General features: G+C 62.8%; 23 protein-coding genes and 2 pseudogenes. 15 read left to right on the forward strand and 10 right to left on the reverse strand.

Annotation, left to right across the window (positions count from 1 at the left end):
- Both ACMGFE_RS15335 and ACMGFE_RS15340 read left to right on the forward strand, forming a co-directional pair.
- Positions 1-255 (forward strand): zinc ribbon domain-containing protein (locus tag ACMGFE_RS15335; protein WP_436926105.1); only part of this gene is annotated, 255 nt, incomplete at its 5' end.
- A 425-nt stretch (positions 256-680) separates the two neighbouring features.
- Positions 681-887: a hypothetical protein gene (locus ACMGFE_RS15340; protein ID WP_436926106.1), complete on the forward strand. Its 207-nt coding sequence runs from the start codon at positions 681-683 to the stop codon at positions 885-887.
- 185 nt (positions 888-1,072) lie between these two features.
- Here the strand turns inward: ACMGFE_RS15340 and ACMGFE_RS15345 are convergent, their stop codons facing one another.
- Positions 1,073-1,534, reverse strand: coding sequence for a hypothetical protein (locus ACMGFE_RS15345; RefSeq protein ID WP_436926107.1), 462 nt, complete (start codon positions 1,532-1,534; stop codon positions 1,073-1,075).
- 177 nt (positions 1,535-1,711) lie between these two features.
- Here ACMGFE_RS15345 and ACMGFE_RS15350 point away from each other — a divergent pair, with 177 nt between their 5' ends.
- Positions 1,712-2,470, forward strand: coding sequence for a hypothetical protein (locus ACMGFE_RS15350; protein ID WP_436926108.1), 759 nt, complete (start codon positions 1,712-1,714; stop codon positions 2,468-2,470).
- A gap of 373 nt (positions 2,471-2,843) precedes the next feature.
- Here the strand turns inward: ACMGFE_RS15350 and ACMGFE_RS15355 are convergent, their stop codons facing one another.
- The 3 genes from ACMGFE_RS15355 to melA all read right to left on the reverse strand — a co-directional run bounded on the left by ACMGFE_RS15355 (position 2,844) and on the right by melA (position 4,940).
- Positions 2,844-3,206, reverse strand: coding sequence for a PIN domain-containing protein (locus ACMGFE_RS15355; RefSeq protein WP_436926109.1), 363 nt, complete (start codon positions 3,204-3,206; stop codon positions 2,844-2,846).
- A 29-nt stretch (positions 3,207-3,235) separates the two neighbouring features.
- Positions 3,236-3,484 carry a hypothetical protein gene (locus tag ACMGFE_RS15360; RefSeq protein ID WP_436926110.1) on the reverse strand — a complete coding sequence of 83 codons (249 nt, stop codon included), beginning with the start codon at positions 3,482-3,484 and terminating at the stop codon, positions 3,236-3,238.
- A 136-nt stretch (positions 3,485-3,620) separates the two neighbouring features.
- Positions 3,621-4,940, reverse strand: a complete 1,320-nt coding sequence (melA, locus tag ACMGFE_RS15365) for an alpha-galactosidase (RefSeq protein WP_436926111.1) — start codon at positions 4,938-4,940, stop codon at positions 3,621-3,623.
- Positions 4,941-5,277: 337 nt separating this feature from the next.
- On the opposite strand from melA, the gene ACMGFE_RS15370 reads away from it, so the two are divergent.
- Together ACMGFE_RS15370 and ACMGFE_RS15375 are read left to right on the forward strand one after the other, a co-directional pair.
- Positions 5,278-6,348, forward strand: a complete 1,071-nt coding sequence (locus ACMGFE_RS15370; RefSeq protein ID WP_436926112.1) for a hypothetical protein — start codon at positions 5,278-5,280, stop codon at positions 6,346-6,348.
- A gap of 479 nt (positions 6,349-6,827) precedes the next feature.
- The gene (locus ACMGFE_RS15375; RefSeq protein WP_436926113.1) at positions 6,828-7,484 is read left to right on the forward strand and encodes a helix-turn-helix domain-containing protein; all 657 of its coding nucleotides are present in this window, start codon (positions 6,828-6,830) and stop codon (positions 7,482-7,484) included.
- 49 nt (positions 7,485-7,533) lie between these two features.
- Here ACMGFE_RS15375 and ACMGFE_RS15380 read toward each other — a convergent pair whose 3' ends face one another.
- Positions 7,534-8,232 (reverse strand): hypothetical protein, encoded by a 699-nt coding sequence (locus tag ACMGFE_RS15380; RefSeq protein ID WP_436926114.1) that lies wholly within the window; start codon positions 8,230-8,232, stop codon positions 7,534-7,536.
- Between the two features lie 883 nt (positions 8,233-9,115).
- On the opposite strand from ACMGFE_RS15380, the gene ACMGFE_RS15385 reads away from it, so the two are divergent.
- On the forward strand, positions 9,116-12,481 hold the full coding sequence (locus tag ACMGFE_RS15385; protein WP_436926115.1) for an efflux RND transporter permease subunit: 3,366 nt from the start codon (positions 9,116-9,118) through the stop codon (positions 12,479-12,481).
- An 11-nt stretch (positions 12,482-12,492) separates the two neighbouring features.
- On the opposite strand, the gene ACMGFE_RS15390 is transcribed toward ACMGFE_RS15385, so the two are convergent.
- Positions 12,493-12,663 carry a DUF1059 domain-containing protein gene (locus ACMGFE_RS15390; RefSeq protein WP_436926116.1) on the reverse strand — a complete coding sequence of 57 codons (171 nt, stop codon included), beginning with the start codon at positions 12,661-12,663 and terminating at the stop codon, positions 12,493-12,495.
- Positions 12,664-13,012: 349 nt separating this feature from the next.
- Between ACMGFE_RS15390 and ACMGFE_RS15395 the strand changes: the two genes are divergently transcribed.
- Positions 13,013-13,957 carry an NAD(P)/FAD-dependent oxidoreductase gene (locus ACMGFE_RS15395; protein WP_436926117.1) on the forward strand — a complete coding sequence of 315 codons (945 nt, stop codon included), beginning with the start codon at positions 13,013-13,015 and terminating at the stop codon, positions 13,955-13,957.
- A gap of 34 nt (positions 13,958-13,991) precedes the next feature.
- Here the strand turns inward: ACMGFE_RS15395 and ACMGFE_RS15400 are convergent, their stop codons facing one another.
- Together ACMGFE_RS15400 and ACMGFE_RS15405 are read right to left on the reverse strand one after the other, a co-directional pair.
- Entirely contained in the window at positions 13,992-16,058 is a 2,067-nt protein-coding gene (locus tag ACMGFE_RS15400) for an alkaline phosphatase PhoX (RefSeq protein ID WP_436926118.1), read from the reverse strand.
- Between the two features lie 277 nt (positions 16,059-16,335).
- A pseudogene (locus ACMGFE_RS15405) lies at positions 16,336-16,476 on the reverse strand (IS6 family transposase); the annotation flags it as partial.
- A 408-nt stretch (positions 16,477-16,884) separates the two neighbouring features.
- Between ACMGFE_RS15405 and ACMGFE_RS15410 the strand changes: the two are divergent.
- The 3 genes and pseudogenes from ACMGFE_RS15410 to ACMGFE_RS15420 all read left to right on the forward strand — a co-directional run.
- Positions 16,885-17,102: pseudogene (locus ACMGFE_RS15410) on the forward strand (IS5/IS1182 family transposase); the annotation flags it as partial.
- 312 nt (positions 17,103-17,414) lie between these two features.
- Entirely contained in the window at positions 17,415-18,068 is a 654-nt protein-coding gene (locus tag ACMGFE_RS15415) for a hypothetical protein (protein WP_436926119.1), read from the forward strand.
- A 131-nt stretch (positions 18,069-18,199) separates the two neighbouring features.
- Positions 18,200-19,198 (forward strand): LLM class flavin-dependent oxidoreductase, encoded by a 999-nt coding sequence (locus ACMGFE_RS15420; protein WP_436926120.1) that lies wholly within the window; start codon positions 18,200-18,202, stop codon positions 19,196-19,198.
- A 2-nt stretch (positions 19,199-19,200) separates the two neighbouring features.
- On the opposite strand, the gene ACMGFE_RS15425 is transcribed toward ACMGFE_RS15420, so the two are convergent.
- The gene (locus tag ACMGFE_RS15425; RefSeq protein ID WP_436926121.1) at positions 19,201-19,419 is read right to left on the reverse strand and encodes a hypothetical protein; all 219 of its coding nucleotides are present in this window, start codon (positions 19,417-19,419) and stop codon (positions 19,201-19,203) included.
- Positions 19,420-19,568: 149 nt separating this feature from the next.
- Here ACMGFE_RS15425 and ACMGFE_RS15430 point away from each other — a divergent pair, with 149 nt between their 5' ends.
- Positions 19,569-20,507, forward strand: a complete 939-nt coding sequence (locus ACMGFE_RS15430) for a nucleoside hydrolase (RefSeq protein WP_436926122.1) — start codon at positions 19,569-19,571, stop codon at positions 20,505-20,507.
- Positions 20,508-20,634: 127 nt separating this feature from the next.
- On the forward strand, positions 20,635-21,642 hold the full coding sequence (locus tag ACMGFE_RS15435) for a zinc-dependent alcohol dehydrogenase (RefSeq protein ID WP_436926123.1): 1,008 nt from the start codon (positions 20,635-20,637) through the stop codon (positions 21,640-21,642).
- A 1-nt stretch (position 21,643) separates the two neighbouring features.
- Here ACMGFE_RS15435 and ACMGFE_RS15440 read toward each other — a convergent pair whose 3' ends face one another.
- A complete protein-coding gene (locus ACMGFE_RS15440; RefSeq protein ID WP_436926124.1) occupies positions 21,644-22,690 on the reverse strand; it encodes a Gfo/Idh/MocA family protein in 1,047 nt (348 codons plus the stop codon).
- 104 nt (positions 22,691-22,794) lie between these two features.
- Here ACMGFE_RS15440 and ACMGFE_RS15445 point away from each other — a divergent pair, with 104 nt between their 5' ends.
- From ACMGFE_RS15445 to ACMGFE_RS15455, 3 genes are all read left to right on the forward strand, one after another.
- Positions 22,795-23,823 (forward strand): Gfo/Idh/MocA family protein, encoded by a 1,029-nt coding sequence (locus tag ACMGFE_RS15445; RefSeq protein WP_436926125.1) that lies wholly within the window; start codon positions 22,795-22,797, stop codon positions 23,821-23,823.
- 79 nt (positions 23,824-23,902) lie between these two features.
- Positions 23,903-25,705 (forward strand): ArnT family glycosyltransferase, encoded by a 1,803-nt coding sequence (locus tag ACMGFE_RS15450; protein WP_436926126.1) that lies wholly within the window; start codon positions 23,903-23,905, stop codon positions 25,703-25,705.
- A gap of 100 nt (positions 25,706-25,805) precedes the next feature.
- Positions 25,806-26,087: a hypothetical protein gene (locus ACMGFE_RS15455; RefSeq protein ID WP_436926127.1), complete on the forward strand. Its 282-nt coding sequence runs from the start codon at positions 25,806-25,808 to the stop codon at positions 26,085-26,087.
- The last annotated feature ends 46 nt before the right edge of the window (positions 26,088-26,133 follow it).

The following is a 26,133-nucleotide window of genomic DNA, read 5'->3' on the forward strand; positions in this document are numbered from 1 at the left end:
TCCTGCGGCGTTTTGACAGAGAAACCGCTATGGGTCCGTGAACACTCCTGTCCCGCCTGCGGGTTTGAGGCGGATAGAGACGCGAACGCGGCGTGGAACATCCGTTCTCGCGGTATCACGAAGCGGTTAGGAGCGGGACGCTCCGAATCAACGCCTGTGGAGACTGCGCTCCCTGTGGACACCTCGGTGTCTGCAAAGCGCGTCGTGGAAGCAGGAAGCCCCACCCTCAAGCGCGAGCCGTCAGGCGAGCGCTAGGGTGGGGTAGTTCACGCTGCCGTTTCTAGAGACACCGGTCATTCGCCGGCGTCTGCTTCGAAAGCCCCTTGAGCGCATTTACACGCGTCTGTAACTCGACGATTCGGTGTTCCCGTCGGAGACAGACTGACCAGTGCCACGCCCATCACAATTCGACGAATCCGCTCTCATCCGAATACTTGTGGGCGCTCCCCACTGAGTGGCAACTATCGCCTAAACAAATAGGCCAAAGATTGAAACTATATCGCTAACATTTAATTAATTGCCCGCACGCACGGGCAACGAAGCCATCCACTTCGTTGGAGCTGCCAGAACTCCACACCCACATCTCACCCAGGAGACACCGTTCCGTGACATGCTCCGTGCCCGGATGCAGGGCACGGCGCCTCTGCAAGTAGGGGACTCAGTCGATCGCTTGTCAGCAGATGGCACACCGCCGTGAGTTGCTGGGCAATGGCGGCATCGCTACCGTGATCCGCGTGTTCGTGTTTGACGGGCTCCTCGAAGGCCGTCTCGACGACACGGTCCGGCGAGTCTGGGGGGACACCCAGCAATTCTGCGGCGCGTGCTTCATCGAGTTCGAGTCGGGAATGATCGAGCCGCAGATTACCCAGTTTCGTATTTCCCCGTGAACCGCCTCGAGGTCAAGTGGTTCGAAAGGCCTCCGGCCTTTCGTCATCACGAGAGAGCGAAGCTCTCTCGAAGGACCCCGAGGCACTCGCCTTGCTCATCTGTAGAAGTACTCGGAGCAGTTCACGTTACACGCACACCACTTGTTTCAATCCAAGAAGGTCCTAATTACAGCAATGCTTAAGGTTCAATAGATAACAAATTCTCGTGGCGATACCGAATGACAGAGATCCCCTCTGTGGCGGTTTTGAAACGGCCTGTGGTGGGCAGGTACGCATATCCGTCGATCCGTTTGCGGGTGGCCGTGAACCGGGGCGAACCAGTCGCAGTCCGGCTCATCGAGTCGCTGCCCGAAGGCCTGGACGAAACCGCTGTAGGATTTCACGAAAATGAGGGGTACGAACACTGGTCCGTAGTGGGTGATGGACAGATCGTATACGAGGACGTCATCCAGAAGGGCGAGCCGATTTCGACGCTCTACGGGGTCGCTGACGCCGAGCAACTCTCGAAATGTCTGGCCCCGCCAGCAGTCGAAATTGCGCTGACAGACGATCTCGCTGCGGTCGACGCCGATGACTGGGTGCCACTCGGCGGCGACCAACTCAACGCGCGCATCGTCGAAGAGGATACAGTTGGCATCGACTCTCACCTTACAGACCGGCAAATTAGTCCTGGGAATGGGGATTGCGGGAATTTGGGCACTACAATGAATCAAGAAACACCGGACGATACTGACGAACAGAGTGGTGACTCGGCACAGGTGGCGGAGCAGGACGGTCGGCAAGACACAGATGAATCGGAGCCACAATCGAAGGAGTCGGACAGCTTGGACGAGAGCCCGTACGGAACAAACGAATCGGACGGATCACCATCGAAGGTAGATGCCGAGGACGAGGCGAAGCCACTGACTCGCGGAGGGGCGACGGCCGATTGCGATGCGTCGACGCCGACGGACCGGACGACCGAGCCGGGGGCGAGTGCGCCCGACGAGTCGACCGGTCCTGCGGTACCGACGCAGCCGGAACCGCACGATTCGGTGGTCGAGCGCTTCGCCGAGGAACTGCGGCGCGACGAACCGTCGTCGCAGGCGGTCGCGACGCTCCGGAGCCACCTGGGCGCGGACACCTCGGGCAGCGTCGACGCGAAGCTCGACCACTGCATGACGCGGATCGGCGAACTCGACGCGTACGTCGACGCCCTCGAAGCGTTTCTCGACGACGAGGGAACCGCCGAACAGGTGCTCGGGGAGGTCCGCGACGACCTCCGGACCGTCGAAGCGCACGTGGAGGACGTCGAACGGCGCGTCGAATCGGTCGAGAAGGCCCAGTCGCGGCTCGACAACCGGCTCGCGTCCGTCGAGGCTGACCTCGACGAGGTCGCGGAACTCGACCACGCTGTCGACGACCTCGACGCGACGGTGACCGAGACGAGGGCCGAACTGACCGACGCGGTCGCCGAGGTAGAAGCGGAGGTCGCGGCGCTCGGCGACGACCTGGAGAGCGTCGAGGAGTGGCGCTCGACGGTCGTACAGGCGCTCTCGGCGGTTGATGAGACGCCTCCCACGGGGGGGTCCGACGCGGACTGACTACTCTGCAGATCGCCGTCTAGCTAGTGAACTGATGGCTTGACACCCAGTGGGACAGTCTTCCGCCGTAAACAGCGTGATTTGTTCCTCGAAAAAGAGTTCGCCGAAACGGTACTATTAGTCTCAGAATACGTATGATTACAGTAGCCACTGTCTCAGACGGCCGACCTGGAATCAACACACCGCCGACTTGATAATCACTTAGTATTTTCTTTGCACCACCTCGTTTCTACGTCTCGCGATTTCAACGATGACCATTGACCAAGCAGTTCGTAGAGTTGTCAAAACAATTATCCATCCTCGAACACTAAAGAGTTGGTCGGATCCATCCTCGATCGTTCGGAACCAGAGGGGTATTGAGGAACAAGAAATTTCAGTATGTCTCGATCGAGACGCCCAACGCTTCAAAGTCATCGACATTGTCCGTCAGGACTGCATCGTCGAGGACGTCGGCCATCGCGGCGATATACCCATCGTTTGGCCCGACACCAGCGTTCCCTCCCACACGGTCATCTGCCTGCGCAAGGAGTTCACCCGCTGTTCGTGCGATCTCTTCATCGATGTCGATGCGGGGGTAGCCGAGGAGTGTATTGCGTACCTCCTGCTCGGAGGTATCACTTCGGGCCGTGGCGACGCCGTAGTACGCCTCAGCGACCACCGGAGTCGGCAACCACTGCATCTCGCCGTTCTCGACGAGTTCAGCGCCCTTCGAGAACGCGTCCGGATCCTCCGCCATCAGGTCGAAGAGATACGAGGAGTCAATAATCATTTGTTCGCATCCTCGCTTTCGAAGGCGCTCCGGGCGGCGTCAAGACGGTCGCGATCACGGCTACGAAGGTGGTTGACCGCTTCTTTTGCAGCCACCGCCTCTTCCTCGGTCAGGAGTCCGGCTACGTCCTCAGGATGAGGGCCACGTGTCATCCGGCGGAGCGTCTCTTCCATCGTTTCGTCCTCTTTTTTGTGGGCATGCAACCACTCGTGGTATTCCTCCGAGACTCGAATGGTTTTGACCATGCCATATATTGAGATATATGGGATTAAGAGTGTTACGCCGCTTTCCACACGTATTGAAAGACACAGACTACGCATGTACGCACATGCGTAGATGGGAATGGTAATAAACGGGTAGAAGTTGCCGACTACCGGCCGATCAGTTCAGGTCGGGAAGGTATTCGTCGTTCGCCTCCAGCAGGTCGTCGACCATCTCGTCGATCGCGTCCAGGTCCAGCGCCGCAGCAGTCAGGGGATCGAGCTTGATCGCTCGCCGGAGCGCGTCCTCGTCGCCGTCGAGGCCGGCGCGGACGGCCTGCTCCTGGACGTTGATGTTCGTCCGGTTCAGCGCAGCCAACTGGCTGGGGAGGTCGCCGACCGTCGTGGGGTGGATGCCGGTGCCGTCGACGAGACAGGGTACCTCGACGCAGGCCTCGTCGGGGAGGTTGGCGATCGCGCCGGTGTCGTTGCGGACGTTGAGGTTCATCCGGCGGACCGTGTCCGTCTCCCGCGAGTGGATGATGTGCGAGCCGTACTCGGAGGAGCGCTCCAGCGAGAGGTCCTCCTCGGTGGGGTCGAACGCCGCATCCAGGTCGGGCTGGTAGGACTGCCAGTGCTCGAAGTACCGACCGGTGGGCATCCACTCGATCGTGTAGTGGCCGAACGCCTCGTCGGGCGTGTAGTCGTCGATGATCCCCTGGTCGGTCCGGAAGTACGGCAGGTACTCGCTGAGGTGGTGGCTCGACTCGGTGATGAACGCGCCGAAGTGCTCCATGACGTCGAAACGCACGGGGTCCTGATCCCGAATGTCTGGGTCGTCGGCCGCCGCACGGAGCGCGGGGTAGAGGTCCTCGCCGTCGTGGGTGAGTTCCAGGTACCACGCCATGTGGTTGATCCCGGCGACCTGATGTTCGATCTCCTCGGCCGGGACGTCCAGATACCGGCCGATAGTCGCGGTCGTGTGCTGGACGCTGTGGCAGAGGCCGACCACCTCGATATCGGTCGCCTCGTCGACGGCCCAGCACAGGATCGCCATCGGGTTCGTGTAGTTCAGCAGGACGGCGTCGGGGCAGAGTTCCTCCATCTCGCGGGTCATCTCGAGCAGCATCGGCATCGTCCGGAGCGCCCGGAAGACGCCGCCCGGGCCGAGCGTGTCGCCGACGGCCTGCTCGACGCCGTGTTCCTGCGGGATACGAACCTCGTTCTCGAAGGGTTCCGCGCCGCCGATGTTGACCATGTTCAGCACGTAGTCGGCGCCGTCCAGGGCCTCCCGCCGGTCGGTCGTCGCGCGGATCTCGGCGGGGAGATCGTGTTCGCGGACGAGCGCCTCGCCGACCGAGGCCGTCCGGTCGAGTCGCCGCTCGTCGACGTCCATCAACGTTATCGTAGCGTCCTGTAGCTCCTCGAACGAGAGGATGTCAGTCATCAGGTTCTTCGCGAAGACGATACTCCCCGCGCCGACGAAGGCGATCTCTGGCATGGGTCGGTAGTCTCCGAGCGCCCACAAAGGGATTGCTGACATCGCCAGTCCACCTCCGGAGATCGGAACGTGATGTGCCCGGGAACCCCAGTGATGGTTTGCAGCGTGACGACCCGCGAGATGAGCCAACACTTCGGGTCGCTATCCGATTGTACCGTCCTCGCTGAAGCGGGCGGCCAGTGCAACGATGCGACGTGACGGAAATCAGTTCGCTGTTCGGTGTTGTCGGGATGCCCACGAGAGGTGGGAGACCGATCCCGGGCGAACCCCCGGGTAGACGTCGACCGATCCGTTCCTGTGCCCAAACCGTCTTGTGCCCACCGTCGAGAACAGAACTATGGTCGGAGAGGCGCGACAGACGCGAGTCGCGATCGAGGACGACTCGTTCGTGATCAACGACGAGCCGACGTACGAGAATCGAACCCACGAGGGACACTCCATCGAAGGGCTACTGTTCAACGCGAGGGTCGTCCACGCGTGGTTCGACGACGAGAATCCCGACACGGTGGACAACTGGGCGTACCCGGACACGGGTGAATGGGATCCCGAGCGCAACGTCGGCGAGTTCCTCGCCGCGATGCCGGAGTGGTACGACCGGGGGCTCCGCGCCTTCGCGTCGAACCTCCAGTGTGGGAGCCCGGAGGGCTACTCGGATTCCCAGCCGTGGAGCGTCTCGGCGTTCCGACCGGACGGGACGCTGAAACCGGAGTGGATGGACCGCGTTCGCCGCGTGCTGGACAGGGCGGACGAACTCGGATTCGTCGTGATTCTCGGGCTGTTCTACTTCGGCCAGGACGGCAGTCTCGAAGACGAGGCCGCAGTGAAACGGGGCGTCGACGAGGCCATCGAGTGGTTGCTCGACGAAGGGTACACGAACGTGCTCGTCGAGGTCGCGAACGAGTGCGATATCCATTACGACCACGACATCATCGACGTCGGTCGGGTCGTCGAGCTCGTCGAGCGCGTGAAAGGAATCGAACGCGACGGGTTCCGGTATCCGGTCAGCACGAGTTTCAGCGGCGGCGTCGTCCCCCCTGACGACGTCGTCGACGCCTCCGATTTCGTCCTCTTGCACGGCAACGGCGTCGACGACCCGGACCGCATTCGCGAGATGGTCGCCGAGACGCGGGCGCTCCCGTCCTACGACGCGATGCCGATCGTCTTCAACGAGGACGACCACTTCGGGTTCGGGTCGGAGTGCAACGTGGACGCCGCACTCGAATCAGGCGCGTCGTGGGGCTACTTCGATCCGGGAGCGAACGACTACTGGCACGGGTTTCAGTCCCCGCCGGTCCGCTGGGACAGCAACACCGCTCGCAAGAAAGCGTTCTTCGGCTATCTTGACGGCGTGACCGGCCCCGAGGACGCACCACACTCCGACTCCGAAGCGACCGCCGAATTGCAGTAAACCGGGACAGAAAACGACCATCTTGACGGTTCGCTTCGCCGTGTCGTGGGCGCGAACAAACCGGACGAAATCGGCGGCGATCAGTGGCGGACACGCGGCGAGCCGCAGCATCGAAATCGGATTCCATGCCGATCTAACGCCGTTTGGAGCAACGGTGCCTCAGCAACGAGAAACTCAGCCGAGTACTGTCGATCGAAGCTGTTTCCGTCCCGGGATGATTTTCCGATCTGATAGCTCCATTAGTCCTCGATAGACTGCGAACAGCAGTCCGAGAGCGATGAAAACCACCCAGTGGCACGGAACGGTGCGAATCGGAGCGGTTCTGGCTGCCTGTCCTGTGATGGACGGTCAGCTGTCATGGACGTGTCGTCTTGGTCTTCCCATCACCGGCAACGAGTTCGGGCGAACGTCAGAGAGAATAACTAAGATATTCGTAAGCAGGATTAACTGACCTAATTTGGTACTGTACATTACGTTCGATGCCTCGCGCCAAACTTACGATAGATATCCCCAACGAGACGTGGATCGGCGACGTCTCAGCCCAACATCCGGAGTTACGATTCGAAGTGGTCACGGCGATGCCCGGGGAAAACACCGGGATCGCCCTCGTCCGACTCGATGCCGCTCAACCACTCCCTATCATCACAGAGATTAGAGATCGAGACGACATCGACGAACTGGAATTGCTCTGGAAATACGAGGACGAAGCACTCCTCCAGATCCAGTCGTCGAACCCGTTGCTTCTCCTCCCCGTCTGGCGATCTGGCGTCCCACTCACCACTCCGTTCGAGATACAAGACAAGCAAGCCACTTGGGAAATGACGACCTCAAACAGCCGTCTATCACGCCTCCGCTCCCAACTCGATGATTTCGGGATCGGGTTCTCGATCGATTACGTCCGAGACATCGATACGAGTCAGGCGGACCAGTTATTGACGGACCGCCAGCAAGAAGTCTTATCCAAAGCCGTTACGGAAGGCTACTATCGCGCACCACGTGAGGCGACGCTCGGTGACGTCGCAGATTCGCTCGACATTGCAAACGCGACGTGTAGCGACGTCCTCCACCGCGCGGAAGGCCATATCATCCACTGGTTCATTGACGAGCACTTGGAAGTAGGATCCACGATGGAGTGAATTACACCAGTCTATTCTACGAACGTGACAAATGACCACTCTCCTGAGATCAGCCGGACGAATCGTCACGTTCCATCGAAAATGGGGTATCCGGTCCAGGGTCTGCTTGGAGAATCATCTGCACCCGCGTGTGCCACGTCTCGTAGAAGGCGTCACGTTCCTCATCAGAGAGGTCACCCTGGACAAGCCGCGCGATCTGCTCCTTTACCTCGGGGCTCCCGTTCGCTGACTCCGGCTTCGTGGCTGAAGGGGTGAATGTGATACGCACCGTTTCTTCGGTGTCAACCCGTTTGAATTCGAACGAGCGGCCGGGACCAGGGATCTCCTCGAACGAGAGGCGGTTGTCGCGGCCGCCAAAGCCGTTGAAGCCGCTGAACCCGGTTTCGTCAGTGGCTCCGGTAATGTGCCGCATGACGTTCGCCATTGGACCGTAACCTGCGGCGTCGGGCGCGTCACCGACGACGACGTTGATATCGCTCCTGACGGGGTATGACTCGGGGTATAATTCGTCTAATGCGAGTTGGGTACTCCGGTATGCGCCGGAAACAGCGGGGCATGCATGGCCTGCCGCTTTTGCTACATCGGCGAACGTCACTGTCAACGGCTCCCCGTTCGGAACCATTCCAAGTAGTTCAGCGAGCGGATCACGGATCTCGATTGGCTCCGCGTCGGCCAGACGACGCCAAGAGGTTTGGTCACGATGTTGACTCGCCTCGGGTTCAATTGAGGAGTTTGACGTGTTCGTCATGGTTCGGGCCCAGGTCTCTGATACTATCAGGCTTCACGATGCAAGGTTGTTCTCGGTAGTATGTTCGAAATAGGCCGTAAATTCCAGAGTGAGCGATAAGATACGAGGGTGTCAGCCAATATCGAATATATAAGCCCGAATCAGTACGACTGGAGGTCTAGTCAGATAATTCAAAGAAAGAGTCTCGAAACCCCGGACCCTTGGTTGCATTCGATCAGTCGTCGAGCATCTTAACAGTAAGTTGACTCTTGAGCAGTGGCAGTACACCGGATTCTTGGAGAGCTCCTTGTGTTCCACGTCGTCCCTTCGATAGTCCAATAATCGCTAGCAGAGTGAATAAGAACGGTGAGTCCACGACCCGTTTGGAGAATGTGGACGGCTCTCCTGGTTGGCGGAACCGCTAATATATTCGTCAAAACGGCTATGTTCAACAGCGTCGTTGTACCTGACGCCGAGACCGAGCTTCTCGGTACTCCCGCATCACTACCGCTATCCGTTGGCTGACTCCCGGACACAACCACCAGCGGCCTGCTGCTCCCCCTATCCCCTTTCGTTTTCCCATGGCCTCAGAGGATCGATATTCATTGAATTCGAGCCTGAGGAGTGCGAATACTGCACGAGTGGTTCAATATCTATCGTGCACCGGAAAATGCGAACATATTAGCGAGTTGCTCAGGGCTTCGCGCGAGCGACTATCGAGCCGACGTTAATACACTAATGTGATGTCGGAGACCATCACGCCTGTCGACTCAGACGCACCAAAACAGTCGTATCACCCCACGCGATGTCGGACGACTGCCGTTGCTCGGGAGGACGAAATCCGCCTGATGCTCTCCAGAAATCGAGCGGTCGTGCCGCCCACCACGCTTAGGAGTGCTGCCTGATGACGCCTGCAATCTCCGAGCGTATCACGGACAACGCTCGCATCGTCATCGCGATCATGATCGTGGCATCGGCAGTCGTTGCAGCCGGGGTCCCGATGGTCGACGGTTCGACATCGCTCGACCAGTTCCAAACGGATGCGGATGAGGCTGACGCGCAGGACTACGCCGACGCGAACTTCTCTGCAGGGGACACCGAGACGACCAGCGCCCAGGTCATCGTCAGGGATGACGACGTTCTCGACAAGGGGACCCTCGTCTCGATGCTCGAATACCAGGAGGCGCTCCGAAACAACGAGACAGTCAACGAGACACTCGCCGAGAACGACTCGACACGCAGCGTTGCGAACCTCATCGCAACCACGTCAATCCGCCAGGAGCGAACTGAAGACCTCCGGACTCGGCAGGCGGAACTCAACGAAACGGGCCGCGCGCTCAACGAAGCTGCCAACTCGCTCGCGCAGAACCCGAACGCCAGTATCCGCCCAGCGTTCGAAGCTGTCGACGTCAACACGTCGGTCAATCTCACCGAAGAGGACTACGCGCTCTTTGAAGAAAGCGTCCAACAACGGCGTACGACAGACAACGCGACGACGAGCGCCGCCGAACGAAACGGGACAGCAGCCGGTAATCAGACCGTCTCGCAACAAATTCTCACCGAGGAATACGCTGAACTGTCCGACGACCGGCAGGCGGTCAAAGCGCTTGATCCCACGCTGGATACTCAACTCGACGAGCTCCGGTCACTGAATGACTCTCAGGTCGATGCTCTCGCCGCGGACGCGCTCGCCGGCAATACGAGCCGGTCGTCGCAAACACTCGTGTTCATGCCCGATTACTACGAGCCGGGATCCGCTGAGACGAACGCGACACTGATGGTCGTCACGCAAGAGACGCCCGGCGGGTCATTCGCACCCGGGGATGCGCCAACCGAAATCGAGGACAGCCAGGCGGCCATGGTGGACCTCGCGCCTGACGACGACTCGATGTCCGTGCTGATTTACGGGGACGGCATCGTCTCCGCAGAGATTACGGACTCGATGATCGACAGCATCCTGCTAGTCGGCCCACTGGCGATCGCGTTTGTCCTCCTCGTTCTCGTGGTTGTTTACAGAGATCCGATCGACATCCTGCTCGGTCTATTCGGCGTCGCGCTCGTCTTGGTGTGGACGTTCGGCGTCATGGGCTGGTTCGACATCGCGTTCAGCCAGCCGTTCATCGTCGTGCTCGTCCTGCTCATCGGACTCTCGATCGACTACGGGCTGCACGTCGTGATGCGCTACCGGGAGGCCCGCGAGACCAGCGACACGTCGCCGAGCCACGCGATGACCGTTGCGCTCGGGACCGTCGGTGTGGCTCTCGTCTACGTGACCACGACGACCGCAATCGGGTTCCTCTCGAACCTCACGAGCCCGCTGACTGTCTTCCGCGAACTCGGTATCGTCAGCGCCATCGGTATCGTGGCTACGCTCCTCGTGTTCGGCACCCTCGTCCCGGCACTGAAAGTCGAACTGGATGCGTTCCTGGAGTCGCGCGGCGTCGATCGAGTGATGCCGGCAGTTGGGACCGGTCGCGGACCGATAAATAGCCTGCTCGACACCGGTGCGACACTCGCTACGAAAGCGCCGTACGTCGTGATTATCGTCGCGTTGCTCGTGAGTAGCGTCGGTGTCTACGGTGCGACGGACATCGATGCGAGCTTCGAGCAGTCTGATTTCCTCGCCGAAGACCCGTCTGATTGGGTGAAAGACCTTCCAGGACCGATCGCACCGGGAACGTACACGGCAGAGACGGCGATAGACACGCTGGATTCGGACTTCGTCAGGCGAGATACGACAGCGACGATTCTCGTCCGAGGCGATGTGACCGATCCAGCGACGCTAGACCGGCTCGATACGGCACGAGAAAACGCCAGTGACCTGAGTGCGACGGAAACGTACGCCAACGACGAGGCCGCGATCACTGACCCGATAACGGTGATGGATCGGGTCGCGGCACAGAACGAATCGTTCAACGCGACGCTCGCGGCCGCCGACACGGACGATGACGGCGTTCCGGATCAGGACGTCGCGGCGGTCTTCGATGAGCTCTACCGGGTCGCGCCCGAGGACGCCGGGAACGTTCTCCACCGCGAGGACGGCGAGTATCAAGCAGTTCGGATGATTGTGACCGTCAGTGGCACGGTCGATGACGAGACCGTTCGCGATCAGATGGATTGGGTCGCCGAAGACGTCGAAAGTGACGGCGTCTCTGCAATCGCCACTGGTGACGTGATTGTCAACCAGATCACGGCCGACCAGCTCGCACAAACGGCGATAATGAGCCTGGTCGTCGCGCTCCTCGCAGTACTCGCCGTCATTACGATAGCATACCGGGTCACAGAAGGGAGCGCTTCACTCGGCGCCGTCACGATCGTCCCGGTCGTGTTTACGCTGACGTGGGTGCTCGGGACGATGGCACTGCTGGATATCCCGTTCAACATCGTCACCGGGATGATCACTGGCCTGACGATCGGGCTCGGTGTGGACTACAGCCTCCACATCAGCGAGCGGTTCAACCAAGAGCTCGAAGACGCGGAAACGGTCGCAGATGCGTTGCACGAAACCGTAATTGGAACGGGCGGGGCGCTGCTGTCGAGTGCAGCGACGACCGCGAGCGGATTCGCGGTGTTGCTCGTGGCGATCCTGCCGTTCCTCCAGTCGTTCGGCCTCATCACCGCACTCACAATCGTCTTTGCGTTCCTCGCCAGCGTGTTCGTCCTCCCGAGCCTGCTTGTCGTCTGGGCGCGGTTCGCGAGACCCGACATGGCCACGGAGAAGCCCGATGCGAGTGCGGAGAAACCCGCCACCGCCACGGAAGCGAGATCGGGTGGTGAGGCGACCGAGAACGACTCTCTCGCGACGCGTTCGATCCGCCGCGATTACGTCCTGCCGGACCAGTCCATCCCCGTCGCGGTCTCGCTCCAGGGCGTTCGAAACCGCGTCTCTCTCCGGGAGACGGTCCCCGGCACGATCACCGCTCTCGACGCCACACCGGAGCCGGTCGCCGTGGACCGGCACGACGGAAGCGTGACCGTCTTCTGGGACGTCGGCGAATCGCCGTCGGAAGCGACCGTGGAGTACACGGTCGAACCCCCCGAGGAAGCAGCGGACGGCGACGCGGTCACGTTCGAGGGCGTCGTCGAAGATGGGGAGGTACAGCGTCCGGTTGACGGTGACGAGACGGCCGTCTTCGTCGACGACGTGTTCCAGCGAGTTCTCGAACGCGGCACTGTCACCGACGCTGACGTCGAGATCGCCGTAGAGCACGACGAAGTCTCACCAACAGAACTCGATCGGATCCGCCGTGCCTGGCTGAAAGGGGACTAAGTCCGACGGTATCACTCGACGTCGACGGTCTCTATCCGTTCGCGGATTACATCTTCCGGCGGCGGGGATTTCTCGTGTCGTTCTTCCGAATGTCGTTGGACTTGTGCGATGACCTCCGCTTCGTCCGCGGCTCGGATCAGGAACGTGCAATCCGGGGCCGCACACTCGAACTGATACGCCATATGGATGCTACGCCTCCCTCGCCCGTTAATCCTCGCGGAAGCTACCCCGACCTACTCGGTCACCGCGGTCGATCCTTGAGATCGGAGGCGCTACCTCAAATTACGCCGGACCACGCACAGCAGCTTGGAAACCGACTCGAGCAACTGGGCGCCCGGACCCTAGTTCGACGGAGTTTACTCCTCGGCAGGACTGTCAGAACGGTCCGACCGAGATCCGACCGTGGCCTGCTCGTTCACGCGAACGTCCGAGAGATCAGAGGAGTCCTCGTCGAACCGGGTGGCGACGGGCGGCCCATTGAGGAACGCCGCGAGAAACGCAGTTCCCGTGCCGTGTGACGACTCGGGTCGAGTGAACCACGTCCACAACGTCTACGGCGTCTCCGAAGACGTCTCCGGGCGCGCCCTGTCGAGTCACGCCGTTGCCCAGCTCGAAGCCTACGGCGCCGACTACTACCTCGATCCTGTGGGGGACGTTCGAGAGGCCAGCGGCACCGGCGACACCGACGGCGACGGCCGGTTCGTCGTCGAGGCCGATCACGCGACCGTGACGGCCGATCGGGTCGTGCTCGCGACCGGCTTCACGGACGCGGAGCCGTCCGTCCCGGGCCTCCGCGAGTTCACCGGTCGCGGGCTTCACTACTGTCTGCACTGCGACGGGTACGTCCTCGGGGACGCCAGCGCGTACGTCCTCGGCCACACCGACCACGCGGCCACAGTCGCGATGATCCTGCTCAACTTCACCGCCGACGTGGACCTCCTCCTCGATGGTCGCGACCCCGAGTGGAGCGACGAGGTCGGTCGCCAACTCCGGGCCCACCCCGTCGACCGCGTCGACGCGGAGGTCACCCGTGCGTTCCCAGCGGAAGACGCCGACGACGAGCGACTCGGCGGCCTCGAATTCGCCGACGGACGCGAGCGCGAGTACCGCGGTGGGTTCGCCGTGTACGGGAAGGAGTACGACACCGGCCTCGCGGAGTCGCTGGGTTGCGGGCTGGCCGACGACGGCGCGGTCGCAGTCGACGACGACTTCGAGACGAGCGTCGACGGCGTCTACGCGGTCGGCGATCTCACCCACGGGCAGAACCAGACAGTCGTCGCGATGGGTAACGGCGCCAGAGCGGGGATGGCGATCGACAAGGGCCTCCGTCGCTATCCCCGGCCGCCGGGGGAGGAGGTCGACGAATCGGCCGTCCCCGGCGCGCCCGCCGACCTCCGGTCGCGGATGCGATTGGTGCGAGAGCGCGATGCCCACCCCGGGCTCGGGAAGGGCGAGCGCGGCGAAGAAGACGAGTGAGCGAAACGGGAGGAGCGAGGGGCGGGGCCTCCGATTACCCCTGTCGCCGGGCCGTGTCCCGGTCACGGAAGACGTACAGACAGTCGTTGCTGTACGAGCGACCGAACTGGTCGGCGTCCTCGCAGCAGAGGACGCGGCCGTCCTCCATGACGAGGAGGTTGTCGATATTGATGAGCGAGTCGTCGGCCACGTCGGCCGGGTCGCTCGCGTCGGGGCCGACGATGACGGGTTCGAGCGTCGAGACGTTGTAGTCGGGTTCGAGCGTGCCGCGGTAGACCACGCCGCCGTCGACGCGGTCGAGGCCGAGGTCGCCGGTCTCGTCGGCCATGTCGTCGTTTAGTTCCGAGATGGCGAAGTAGACGTAGTCGCCGGGCGTCGCCTTGTCGACGCTGTCGACCCCCTCGGCCTTGTTGAACTCGATGGTCGCGCCGATCTCCTTGGCCGCGGCGCGGGTCTCGAGGAACGGCACCTTCCGCAGGTCGTCGTCGACGTTGTTCGGGTCGGTGGCGCTCCACTGCTCGGCCCACTCGACGATATTCTCGTTCGAGACGTAGTTCGCGTTGCCGTTCTCGACGACCTCGCGGTCGGCTTCCTCCAGGACGGCCTCGGTGACTTCCTCCCCTCGCTCCCACGAGGAGTGGGCGGCGAGGTAGTCCGCCTGGGTCACGTCGTCGTACTCGGCGATCCACGACTCGACCTCGGCGTTCGTCGCGCGGCCGAGCGGCCACCACTCCAGTTCGAGGTCGACCTCCGCGGGCGAGCCCCCCCGTGCGGCGTCGGCGTTGGTGACCTTCGGCGCGTAGAGCGTCCCCTCGACGTCCATGGGGTCCTGGTAGCTGTGGATCGGGCGCTCGGCCTCGAACTTGTAGACGCCCTTGCTGTCGCCGTCGGAGCACTCGTACACCGTCTTCTTGTTCTGCTGGACGTCGGGCGCCTCCCAGGCGGCCCGTCCCATCACGTAGTACTTCACCGGCTGTGGCGTCTCCGCGGTCGGCTCGCGGATGTCCAGGTGATAGCCGTAGCGGTACGGGTTGGGGTAGACGTCGCTGATCGGATCGGTCGTGTTCTGCTGGTCGGCTCCGTCGGCGTACGGCGGCGCCGACTGGTCGACGCGCTCGGCGCCGAGGTAGTACGCCAGGAACTCGACGCCGGTCAGCGCCCAGTACCCCTGGACGTACCAGGCCTCGTCGCCGTAGTACTCGTCGATGGCCGACTGGATCGAACTGGGATTCGGCCGGTTCCAGAACTGGCAACCGCCGATGCGGCCCTTCCCGGTCCCCGCGTCGACGACGTCACCGACGGTCGCGGTCAGCGACACGCGCGTGTGAGCGTAGTTCTCCTCCGAGGAGAGCATCGTCCCCCACGGGCTCAGGTCGCCGTAGCAGTTGATGCGCGTCCCGCCGATCGCTCGCATCGCGTCGGTGTTGGCGAGGTTGATCGCCGCGTCGAGGTCGGCGTGCCACTCGCCGTCGTCGTCCTGACTGATCGGGATGCGCGAGACGTTCCCGGGGCTGTTCTCCCAGTTGGTGAACAGGTACCCCTCGGTGCGCGCGCCGTCCGTCGCGACGAACTGGTTGCAGTCGGGGTTGTAGCCGGCGTCGCCGTACTGCGTGCCCGCGAAGTTGTCCCGGGTGAGGTCCCAGCCGTCCGGCGTCTGCGCGACGCCGAGGCGCTCGGTACCCCCGTTTATCGGGTCCTGTTCCCGAGCGAGAAAGGTGTACTCGCCTTCCGCGCCGCGGACGCGCTCCCGTTCGGCCTGCGCCTCGGGCGCCGCCAGCTCCTCGAAGTCGTCGTTCGTGCCGTCGAACTCGAAACTGAAGCCACTGAAGTAGCCGATGCCCGCACGGTCGTACTCGCCCGCGTTGTCGCGGCTCGGGTGCTGGAGGCTGTACAGCAGCGACCCGTCGTCGAAGACGTACGGACCGGTCACCTCCGCACCGAAGGCCGTCGACGAGAACCGCTTGAGTTCCCCCTTCACTGTCGGTGCGCCGTCTGTCTGTTCGTCGTCCGCCGCCGCCCCGCTCGCGACGCCGGACACGCTCGCGCCCAGCGCCGCCGCCGCGGACGACGCCAGCAGCGTTCGCCGATTGAGATCGACCATTGCGTTCGCGTGATTAACTGATCAGCAAATGAACTCTGCTAAGAGCGATACGTTCGCTTCTGATCGGGAGACAACGGTACGGAGAGCTATGTAGCAAATCCGTACGAACATTCCGCTCTCGGTGCCGGAGAGGTCGCGTCCAGACGATCGGAGGCGGCGATCGGATACGGAACGGAGGACGGTAGACGGCCAAACGGGATTCGTTTCGGGATCGGCGGCGTTCGCGAGAACGAAATTTTTACGTAGGCCATCAGAACGCCTCTACCGTTCTGAGAACGGCGAACAACCTGAATTGCTCATCGTTGACCCGAATCACCGTCCAATCGAGCGCGACTAGATTCGAGGTTTCGCCGCTTGTGGGCCGTAGAACGGCTTTCTGCGCCCACTCGTACACTGCTTTCCTGCTGCGTCGAGCACCGATATTATAAATTTCTCGAATTGTATATGGAATTTATATAACGGACAGACGAATTCGAATGCCTCTCTTCATCAACCAACGGGAGCCTATTCACGCTTCATAAACTCAGGTCGTTACAGTCGCTGTGTCCGGTGAGACGGTGAAATTCGGGCATTGGTCACTCAGAAATGCGTTCGCCTAGCCCTTCGGTCATAACTAAACAGGATCTCAGCTCGAATTGTGCACCTGAATTGCCTTCCATCAAAGTGCTGTGGCTAATTATTGTGCCTACCGGTACATCTTCACTAACTATTCCAATATCGTCCAGTAATTGATTCAACTAGTGAGTATTCGTTCCTGTCAGAATTTTATTGTCTAAATACTAGTGAGAGCAGCTAAGTGGCAAATTTTGTAGAATAAACGCGGGGAATGCGAGTCGTGTCCAGCAAACGAACCCGCTTCACTGAGCGGGTTATCTCACGTGCTCAAAAAGCCGTCGTCGGCGAGCCAGGCCAGCGTTCCAAGACGATGACAGTGGCTATGCAGATTGGGTGATCGTGGCGATTCACGGTCTCTACGAGGAGCTGGATCACACGTCTCGGTGGTTGCTGGACGTGTTCCACGAAATGCACAGCATTGCCGCTAAAGAACCCATTTGCAATCATTATATATGACTCAACGACGAATACGTGAGCATGTGGAGCGGGTCGCGACGGAGGTTCGTCCAGGGGGCAACACTGTGTGGTATCTCTCTGTCGGCCGGGTGTGTCACTGACAGACCGAGTTCTGCGGAGCGGGCTCGGGAGGCCAAGGAGTCACTCACGAAGTACGAAGATGTCTCTGCGGCCTTAGCAGACGGGTATCGGACGACGGCGGCGTACGTTCAGTCGAACGACGGCGTCGTCGGAACACCGTTCGTCAATTGGTCTATAGACGACGTCGATCCCGAGCGACCGCAGGTGCTCTTGTACGACCTGAGTGACGCCGGCCACTACGAACTGATGGCCGTCAAGTGGTATCGGCCGGCGGACGACGTCGACTTCCCACCGTCACTGTTCGGGAAGTCCTTCGCGGGACCGCAGGAGGGATCGATCCCGTCGCTTCCAGAACACTACGGTCTGAGCGCCTGGCTGTTCCGCGAGAACCCCGACGGCCTCTTCGAATCGAACAACGCCGCTGTCGAACCGGGAGATCTGGTCAGCATGGTCACCCCGGTCCGCCGAGAGATCCGGGACTACCTCACGGGGCGAGAGGCGACTGAAGACGGGTACAGGAACTCGGAGAAGTGCATGGCCACCGAACGAGGCGTCTACGGTGTCCCGTTCGTCGACGAAACGGCGATGGGCGACGGGGGCACCGACCAGTCTCGACCGCCGATCCTGCTGTACCGGGTCACGCCCTCGTGGAGTTACCAGCTCTTGGGCGTCGAATGGTTCGTTCCGACGACCGAGGCCGAGTCGGCGCCGTCCATGTTCGGCTTCGAATTCCACGAACCCGCGACGGCACACAGTCCGAAGGTCGACCAGCCGGAACACTACGGTCTCCACGCGTGGCTGTTCAGTGCGAACCCGAACGGGATGTTCACACCGTTCAATCCGGCGCTGTCGTGTTAATACGAGTCGAGTCGACGTGGAGATAGCGAACGCGCCTTCGCGGACCGGTAGTTGGTCGAACCGGCTCCGGTGGCGCGGCTACGGACTGAGCACCCCCCTGATTCAAGAGGAACGCGGCCGAGCAGACGAGTATGCAGTTCGACTGGATGGTCGCCTGTTACCCCGGCGACGGCGTCCACCGCGACTACCCGATGATGGAACGACTGGATCGCGAGACAGTGATGCACGGCGTCGACGCGGCCGTCGACGCGGGCCTCGGGGGGATGTGGGCCCCCGACCACTTCATCCTCGGCCCGCATCACGAGGAGTACGAAGTGTGGACTCTCTTGTCGGCTATCGCCGAACGCACGGACGACGTCGACATCGGCCCGCTCGTCGGCGCGATCACGTACCGGAATCCCGCGTTGCTGGCCAAGATGGCGACGACGGTCGACCAGCTCTCGGAGGGGCGACTGATCCTCGGCCTCGGGTGCGGGTGGCACCGGGAGGAACACGAGCGCTACGGCTTCGACTTCCCGGAGATCGAGACGCGGATCGAGATGCTCGACGAAGGTCTCGACGTGATCACTTCGATGTTCACCGAGGAAGAGCCGTCGGTCTCGGGCGAGCACTTCCAGATCGACGGTGCGTTCAACGAGCCGAAACCGGTTCAGGATCCGCACCCGCCGATCCTGATCGGGGGTGCGGGCCCGAAGATGCTCCGGCTGACCGCGAAGTACGCGGACGAGTGGAACGTCGAGATCAGCGGGCGGAACCGCGGACCACCGATCGAGTACAAGCGCGACAAACTCGACGAGTACATGGAAGAAGCGGGTCGGGACCCGGGCGAGATAGACCGGTCGTGGCTCGCACACGTCCTCGTCCGAGAGACCGAGGAGGAATTACAGGCGGTCTGCGACGATATATTCCCGCTTCCCTGGGGCGAGGAAGAGGACATGGACGACCAGCTTACCCGGGAGAACGCCTGGGAGAAGGGACAGATGATGATCGGCACGCCCGCAGAGGTCGCCGAGCGAATCGAGTACGTCCGTGACCTCGGGTTCGACAAGATGCAGCTCATGTTCCTCGATTTCCCGGACACGACCAGTATGGAACTGCTCAGCGACGAGGTCATGCCCGAGTTCGTCTGAACTCAGCGATTGCGCCTGTTACACTTCACGATCACGTAGAGCAGGCCGGCGGTCATCGGGACGATGATGGCGATGTTGAGGAGGTTGACGAAGTAGGCGGCCGTCCCGCGGGGAGTGATGATGGCCGACGTGACGATCAGGACCATCACCACGGTACACATGACGAACAGGGCGTGCCAGAGCCGCATCCAGGCGCAGATTTGCTCGAAGTAGTCTTCCATTTGCCGGGACCATGCCCGGGGGAAGCAAATGCGTTTGGGACCGAGGTCGACCCCTCCGAGGGCGGTCCCGCTGGTGTCGCCGCCGAGCAGCCGGCTCGTATCGGTGTCGCGACCAGTGGTTTTATCGATTGGTGGCCGGTCTTTCGGGTATGCCGACGGTCTCACTAGCGGAAAGCCAACGGGTCGAAGCGCTGGAACCGCCCGAGGGAGCGGTCGACGTCGTCCTCGATACGGACGCGTACAACGAGATCGACGACCAGTTTGCGGTTGCATACGCGCTGCTGTCCGGATCGATCTCGGTCGAAGCGATCTGCGCCGCCCCGTTTTATCACTCGACCAACGACAGGTCCGAGTCACCCGAAGACGGGATGGAGCAGAGCTATCAGGAGCTCCGCCGGTTGCTCGACCTGCTCGACCGCGACGCGGAGGGGTTCGTACACCGGGGTGCCACCGAGTTCATGGACGACGGGGTTGGGCCTGTCGATAGCCCAGCGACGGAGACGTTGATCAGGGCCGCCAAAGACGACAGAGACGGGAGACTCTACGTCGTCGCGATCGGCGCACCGACCAACGTCGCGTCTGCGATCCAGAGCGCCCCCGAGATCGCCGAGGATATCGTCGTCGTGTGGCTCGGCGGGCACCCCCACTCCTGGCACACCGCTCGCGAGTTCAACCTGATGCAGGACTACGCGGCGTCGAAAACCCTCTTCGACAGCGGCGTCCCCCTCGTCCAGGTCCCCTGCAAGAACGTGGCCGAGCACGTCCGGACGACAGTACCGGAACTCCGAGACCACCTCCCGGACGAGGGCGGCCTCGGTGAGTTCCTCTTCGAACGGTTCAGCGACTACCGCAGCGACGGTCGTGACCTTCGAGTCTGGTCGAAGGAGATCTGGGACATGGCGCCGATCGCCTATCTGGTCGACGCCGGCATGGTACCGACGACACTCACACACGCGCCGACACTGAGCGAGGGACTCCAGTACGGTCACGATCCGAACCGACACCTCGTCCGCGTCGCCACCGACGCGGACCGGGACCGGATTTTCGACGACTTCTTCGCGAAACTGACCGCTGCGGACCTCGGGTGAGACGAGACCGGACACTGAGTCCCCCGGCTCGTCCGACGAGGGCCGGCACCTCTCACCGCCAAATTCGAGCGCCGCGCTTCGCGCGTCGTATAAATACTTATATGGGTTCCGGCGGCACCTCCGTGCGATGCGAACGAACGACACAGTCGTGTTTGCCGATGCGAACGAAGTCACCGTCGAGGAACGTCCGGTTCCCGAACCCGATGCCGGACAGGTGCTCATCGAGGCCGAGCGGAGCCTGATCAGTACCGGGACGGAACTCACCCAACTGTCGGGCGACGTCCCCGAGGGGAGCGTCTGGGACCAGATCTCGAACTACCCGATCGACACGCCGGGGTACTGCACGACAGGTGAGATCGTTGCTGTCGGCGAGGGCGTCGACGAGAGCGTGATCGGGGATCGCGTCGCCACCTGGAAGCATCACGCTCGGTACACCGTCGCGGACTACGACGCGGTCGAACCGGTACCCGACGGTGTCAGCGCGGAGGAGGCCGCTTTCACACCGATCGTTCAGATCGTCATGAACGGCGTGCGTCACGGCGACCTCGACTGGGGCGAGTCGGTCGGCATATACGGCCTCGGCCTTCTGGGCCAACTCGCGACGCGGTTCGTCCGGATGGCCGGGACGCGACCGGTCTACGCCCTCGACCTCGCCGAAGAGCGGATCGAGTACCTGCCCGAGGATTCGGCGGTCGAAGTCATCAATCCCGCCGAAGACGACCCGCGAGCGCGCGTGGAGTCGACCGGTCACGGGCGACTCGCGGACGTCGTCTTCGAGGTAACTGGCAACCCGGACGTGATCACCCAGGAGTTCGATATCCTGCGCGAGCAGGGGCGACTCGTCATGCTCTCGAGCCCCAAGGGCGAGACCAGCTTCGACTTCCACGACTACTGCAACCGCGGTAGCTACGAGATAGTGGGTGCCCACGTGAACTCGCACCCGACGGTCGAGACGCCGGCGAACCCGTGGACGAAGGCCCGGAACGCGGAGTTATTCTACGACCTGTTACTCGACGACCGACTCGACGTGACCGACCTGATCAGCCATCGGGAATCGATCGAGGACGCGCCGAGCACCTACGACATGCTGGTCGAAGACCGGACGCGGGCGATGGGCGTCATCTTCGAGTGGTAACTCAGAGACCGACGCTCGTACCGACATCGGCCGATCGGTAGACGGCATCGAGGACTCGCTGGACGGTCAACGCCTCCGAGACAGTGTTCGTCGGCGGGGCTCGCCCCTCGACGACCGCGTCGAGGAACGCGCGCTCTCCCGCCTCCCAGACGTCGTTTTCCTCCTCGATCGTGACGTCCACGTAATGGTCAGTGACGGCCGTGTCCGTCTCGAAGATCGTGAGCGTGTGTCCATCGATCCGTGCGCCGGCGTCGGTCCCGCAGACCACGATGTCGTGTTTCGGATTCCGGTTGATCGCCCACGCGACGTCCAGCGAGACCGAGCTCCCGTCGGCGCAACGGACCATCGCGGTCGCAGAGTCCTCGACGTCGAACTCACCGGTGCCGCCGCCCCAGCCGTCGGGATCGGCGTAGTCCGCTCGGCCGCCGAAGTCCGCGCGTGTCGTCCCGAAGACGGTCTCGACCTCGGGGAAGTCGAGGAACCAGAGGGCGGCGTCCAGCGCGTGCCCCCCGATGTCGACGAGCGCGCCGCCGCCGGCCATCTCGTCGCGGGTGAACCACGAGCCGACCGACGGCATCCCGCGCCGCCGGACCTTGTTCGCCTCGACGTGTCTGATCTCGCCGAGTTCGCCCCGGTCGATCCGCGTCTTGAGTATCGCCGCGGTCGCGCGCCGCCGGTCGTTGAAGCCGACCATGCCGATCCCGTCGCTCTCGGCCGCCGCAGCGGCTATCCGCTCGGCACTCTCCACCGAGTGGGCGAGCGGTTTCTCGACCAGCACGTCCAGATCCCGCTCGAAGGCCGCGACCGTCGCGTCCTCGTGGAAGCGGTTTGGGCTCGCGATCTCGACTGCGTCCGGCGCTGACGCGTACAGTTCCTCGTACGTCTCGAAGGTCGGCGCGTCGAACTCCGTGGCGAACTGCTCACGAGCCTCGGGGTCCGGGTCGACGCCCCCGACGATCTCGTGTCCCAGTTCTGTGGCGTGTCTCGCGTGCGCGAGCCCGCGAGTTCCGAGTCCGACGATGCCGACGCTGACAGGAGCGCTCGTCATGCCCACCGATGGGCACAGCGGGTAAATAAAGGTGCACCCACCCGGAGCGACAGGCCGGTTCTCGCGGCGACGATTTTATGCCACAGTCCGGCGAGATGCCAACGATGACCTGGGACATCGCGGTTGCCAGTTTCGACCACCCGCACGTCACGTTCAACGTCGACGCCGTCGACGAACACGACGGTGCCGAACTCGTCGGCCTCTGCGACGAGCGACCGGAACGCTCCATCGAGTCGATGCGACGAGTCGCCGAGGAACACGGTGTGCCTCCGGAACGCCGGTTCGACGACCTCGATGCGTGCCTCCGAACGGTCGCGCCCGACCTCGTCTGGATCTGCAGCGATCACCGGAGCCACGGCGATCTGACCGAGCGAGCGGCCGCCGCCGGGGTGCACGTCCTCGTCGAGAAACCGCTCGCCGCCGACGTCGCGGAGGCCGACCGGATGATCGAGGCCTGCGAGTCGGCGGGCGTCCGGCTCGCCGTCAACTGGCCCTACACCTGGTCGCCTGCGGTCCGGACGACGAAACGACTCGTCGACGACGGACGGATCGGTGACGTGCGCGAGGTCCACTACTACGGCGGTCACACCGGGCCCCAGCGGGACAGCTGGTTCTACGACCCCGAGCGCGGTGGGGGATCGCTCGAGGACTTCCTCGGGTACGGCGCGGTGTTCGCGACCTGGTTCCGCGACGGCGAGTTGCCCGTCGAAGTCTCGACGCGAACGCACGTCCCCGACGACCTGGAGGTCGATACGCAGAGCGTGACGACCGCCGAGTACGACACCGGGCTCTCTACGTTCCACACCACCTGGCAGGGGTTCTCGAACCCCTGGGAGCGCACGACGCGGCCCGCAAACGGATTCACCGTCGTCGGGAACGATGGAACGGTCACGACCCAGACGGACGACGGAGGCCTCCAGATCCAGACGCGCGACGCGCCGGATGCGAGCGAGGTGCAACCGGACGACCCCGCGTTCCCGAACCGAAACGTTCTCGAGCACGTCCTCCACCATCTGGAGACCGGCGAGCCCCTCGCCGGACCGACCGCGCCCTCGCTCAGTCGCGCCGGCCAGCGGATCATCGACGGCGCGCGACGGAGCGCCGAGGACGGTGTTCGAGTCGAACTCGGGTGAACGACTGGAAACGCCGGGCGGTGGACGCCGTTCGGCGGGGGTACTTTGATGACAGTGCGCACGGGAGAGTATTGCATCGATGCCGACCGACGAGTTTCCCCTCCAGACGGAGCAGCCCGTCTTCCGGTCACGGCTTCGGGAAACGACCGTCGTGGCCGGTGCTCGCTCCCGCGTGACGCGACTGTCGCGTTTCCTCTTCCGGGAGCGTACGGACTACCTCTACCTCGCAGTAGTGATCCTGGCCGGGGCGTACGTGTTCTACACGGGCCTCGGTTCGTATACCATCAGAAACTGGGACGAGGCAATGTATGCGAACGCCGCCTGGAGTATGCTCAACGGACATCCGCTCGTCCCCCACCACCACTGGATGTACGGGCCCGACGCGGGCTTCCGGGCGTTTCTGGAGAAGACCCCGCTCGTAATGTGGCTCCAGGCGGCTTCGATAGCCGTGTTCGGTCCCAACGAGTTCGCTGTCCGCTTCCCGTCGGCGACCACGAGCGTCCTGACCGGCGTCCTCGCGTACGTGATCGGCCGGGACTGTTTCGACCGACTGGCCGGCCTGTTCGCTGCGCTCGCGTTCTATACCACGCCGATGGCCTACGTGGGTTTCAACGCCGGTCGAACCGGTGGCCTCGACATGACGCTGGTCTTCTTCGGCTCGCTGTTCGTCTACCTGACCTACCGAATCGCCTCGGGACGCGACGAGCGGTACGCCCTGCTCGGTGCGGTCGCCGGACTCGCCGTGCTCGCGAAGGGCTTCGCGGCCGGACCGTTCGTTTTCGCAGTCGTCCCGCTGGTCGTTCTCGAACGGGATCGGTTCCTCCGGCCGGCGTTCGGGAGAACCGTCGCCGTGACCGCCGTCCTCGTCGTGCCCTGGGCGCTGTACACGTGGGCGATCCACGGCGAACGGTTCCTGAGCGAACTGGTCTACGAACAGGTGCTCGCCCGTGCCGGGGGCCGCTTCGCCGTCGAGGGCGGCGTCTTCGCGTTCCAGAACTTCCCGTATATCAGGAACCAGTTCATCGCGTTCGACCCCTGGATCTACCTGTTCGTCCCGGCGCTGGCTGTCGCCGGCCTCCAGGTCGTCCGCGGTCGACGCGAACTGCGGTCGACCGCCGTCCTCCTCTGGTGGGTCGCCGCCGTCTTCGGGATCTACCTCCTGACGGGTAACCACGCCTGGTACGTCCTGCCCGCGTACGTTCCAGCGACCGTGCTGATCGGGAGCGTCCTCTCGACGGCGACCGCCGGTGACCGGGTCGCGGTCGTCGGGACGACCGTCGGACTCGTCGCGGCAGTCCTGTTGTCGATCAGGATGGGGGCGGTCGGGCCGGGACTGAGCGGCGGTATCGTCTTCGAGTACGGGTTCGCGGGTCCGTACGTCACCGGGATCACCTACTCGTTCGGCCTCACGTTCGCGGGTGCGCTCGTCGTCGCGGCGAGCGACATCCGCGAGACCGGAACGTGGATCACGGGGAGGTGGAGCCGGCGGCTACGGTCCGTCGTCGTCGTCCTCGGGGCCGTCGTCTTCGTCTACGCCATGGTGCTCGTCCCGCCGGACACCGCCGAGTTCGACGACGGGTGGTCAGCGGATCAGGAAGCGCTCGGTCACGAGATACAGTCCGCCGTCCCCGCGGACGACACGGTCTACTTCACGCCGGCGACGGTGACCAGCGACAACGCCGACGACGCGCTCCACACTGTTCCGTTCTACGCCCAGCGGGACTTCGCGCCGGCAAGGCCGGCGAAGCTCGCGGACGACCGCTCGGTACGGTACGCGCTCGTCCGGGAGCGACAGCTCGACGCGATCGACCGCACCCTGACCGCCGAACGCCACATCAGGGTCCGGGACAGGACCGTGGTGTTCGTCAGGTTCACGGACTGACCCGTATCGACGCCTGCCCGTCGGTTCCCCGGAGCGGCGGATGCACGCCGAATCCTGTTGATCGTCACCATTTAACACCTATCAGTTACAGTATCCAACCATGTCGGACGCCACGGAGATGTCTACCAGAGAGGTCAGGGAACTCACGACCGAGGTCAACCAACTGAAGAGCGCGGTGCGACTCGCGATCGGCGCGTCAGTCGGCGTGGCCGTCGCCACGCCGGTCATGATCATGGTAACGGTCTCGAAATTCATGCGGCCGGAGTGGATGCAGGGCCGACAGACGCTACTGCTCTTCTGGGCGGTTCTCGTCTTGCTCTCGTTCGCCGTGGCGTGGACGGCAGTTACGGTCCTCCGCAAACGCACTGCGGGCCTGCCGTGAGACCGCCGGGAGGATGCACGAGATCAGACGAGAGACACTACTGACC

It is taken from the genome of Halosimplex amylolyticum (assembly GCF_051414035.1).
Taxonomy (GTDB): Archaea; Halobacteriota; Halobacteria; order Halobacteriales; family Haloarculaceae; genus Halosimplex; species Halosimplex amylolyticum.

Bases quoted from the DNA above. Each gene is read 5' to 3' on its own strand.
- ACMGFE_RS15400 (WP_436926118.1), bottom strand. From the start codon at position 16,058: ATGGTCGATCTCAATCGGCGAACGCTGCTGGCGTCGTCCGCGGCGGCG.
- ACMGFE_RS15380 (WP_436926114.1), bottom strand. From the start codon at position 8,232: ATGACGAACACGTCAAACTCCTCAATTGAACCCGAGGCGAGTCAACAT.
- ACMGFE_RS15385 (WP_436926115.1), top strand. From the start codon at position 9,116: ATGACGCCTGCAATCTCCGAGCGTATCACGGACAACGCTCGCATCGTC.
- ACMGFE_RS15445 (WP_436926125.1), top strand. From the start codon at position 22,795: ATGACCTGGGACATCGCGGTTGCCAGTTTCGACCACCCGCACGTCACG.
- ACMGFE_RS15375 (WP_436926113.1), top strand. From the start codon at position 6,828: ATGCCTCGCGCCAAACTTACGATAGATATCCCCAACGAGACGTGGATC.
- ACMGFE_RS15440 (WP_436926124.1), bottom strand. From the start codon at position 22,690: ATGACGAGCGCTCCTGTCAGCGTCGGCATCGTCGGACTCGGAACTCGC.
- ACMGFE_RS15340 (WP_436926106.1), top strand. From the start codon at position 681: ATGGCACACCGCCGTGAGTTGCTGGGCAATGGCGGCATCGCTACCGTG.
- ACMGFE_RS15355 (WP_436926109.1), bottom strand. From the start codon at position 3,206: ATGGCGGAGGATCCGGACGCGTTCTCGAAGGGCGCTGAACTCGTCGAG.
- ACMGFE_RS15370 (WP_436926112.1), top strand. From the start codon at position 5,278: ATGGTCGGAGAGGCGCGACAGACGCGAGTCGCGATCGAGGACGACTCG.
- ACMGFE_RS15435 (WP_436926123.1), top strand. From the start codon at position 20,635: ATGCGAACGAACGACACAGTCGTGTTTGCCGATGCGAACGAAGTCACC.
- ACMGFE_RS15420 (WP_436926120.1), top strand. From the start codon at position 18,200: ATGCAGTTCGACTGGATGGTCGCCTGTTACCCCGGCGACGGCGTCCAC.
- ACMGFE_RS15425 (WP_436926121.1), bottom strand. From the start codon at position 19,419: ATGGAAGACTACTTCGAGCAAATCTGCGCCTGGATGCGGCTCTGGCAC.
- ACMGFE_RS15455 (WP_436926127.1), top strand. From the start codon at position 25,806: ATGTCGGACGCCACGGAGATGTCTACCAGAGAGGTCAGGGAACTCACG.
- ACMGFE_RS15360 (WP_436926110.1), bottom strand. From the start codon at position 3,484: ATGGTCAAAACCATTCGAGTCTCGGAGGAATACCACGAGTGGTTGCAT.
- ACMGFE_RS15390 (WP_436926116.1), bottom strand. From the start codon at position 12,663: ATGGCGTATCAGTTCGAGTGTGCGGCCCCGGATTGCACGTTCCTGATC.
- melA (WP_436926111.1), bottom strand. From the start codon at position 4,940: ATGCCAGAGATCGCCTTCGTCGGCGCGGGGAGTATCGTCTTCGCGAAG.
- ACMGFE_RS15450 (WP_436926126.1), top strand. From the start codon at position 23,903: ATGCCGACCGACGAGTTTCCCCTCCAGACGGAGCAGCCCGTCTTCCGG.
- ACMGFE_RS15430 (WP_436926122.1), top strand. From the start codon at position 19,569: ATGCCGACGGTCTCACTAGCGGAAAGCCAACGGGTCGAAGCGCTGGAA.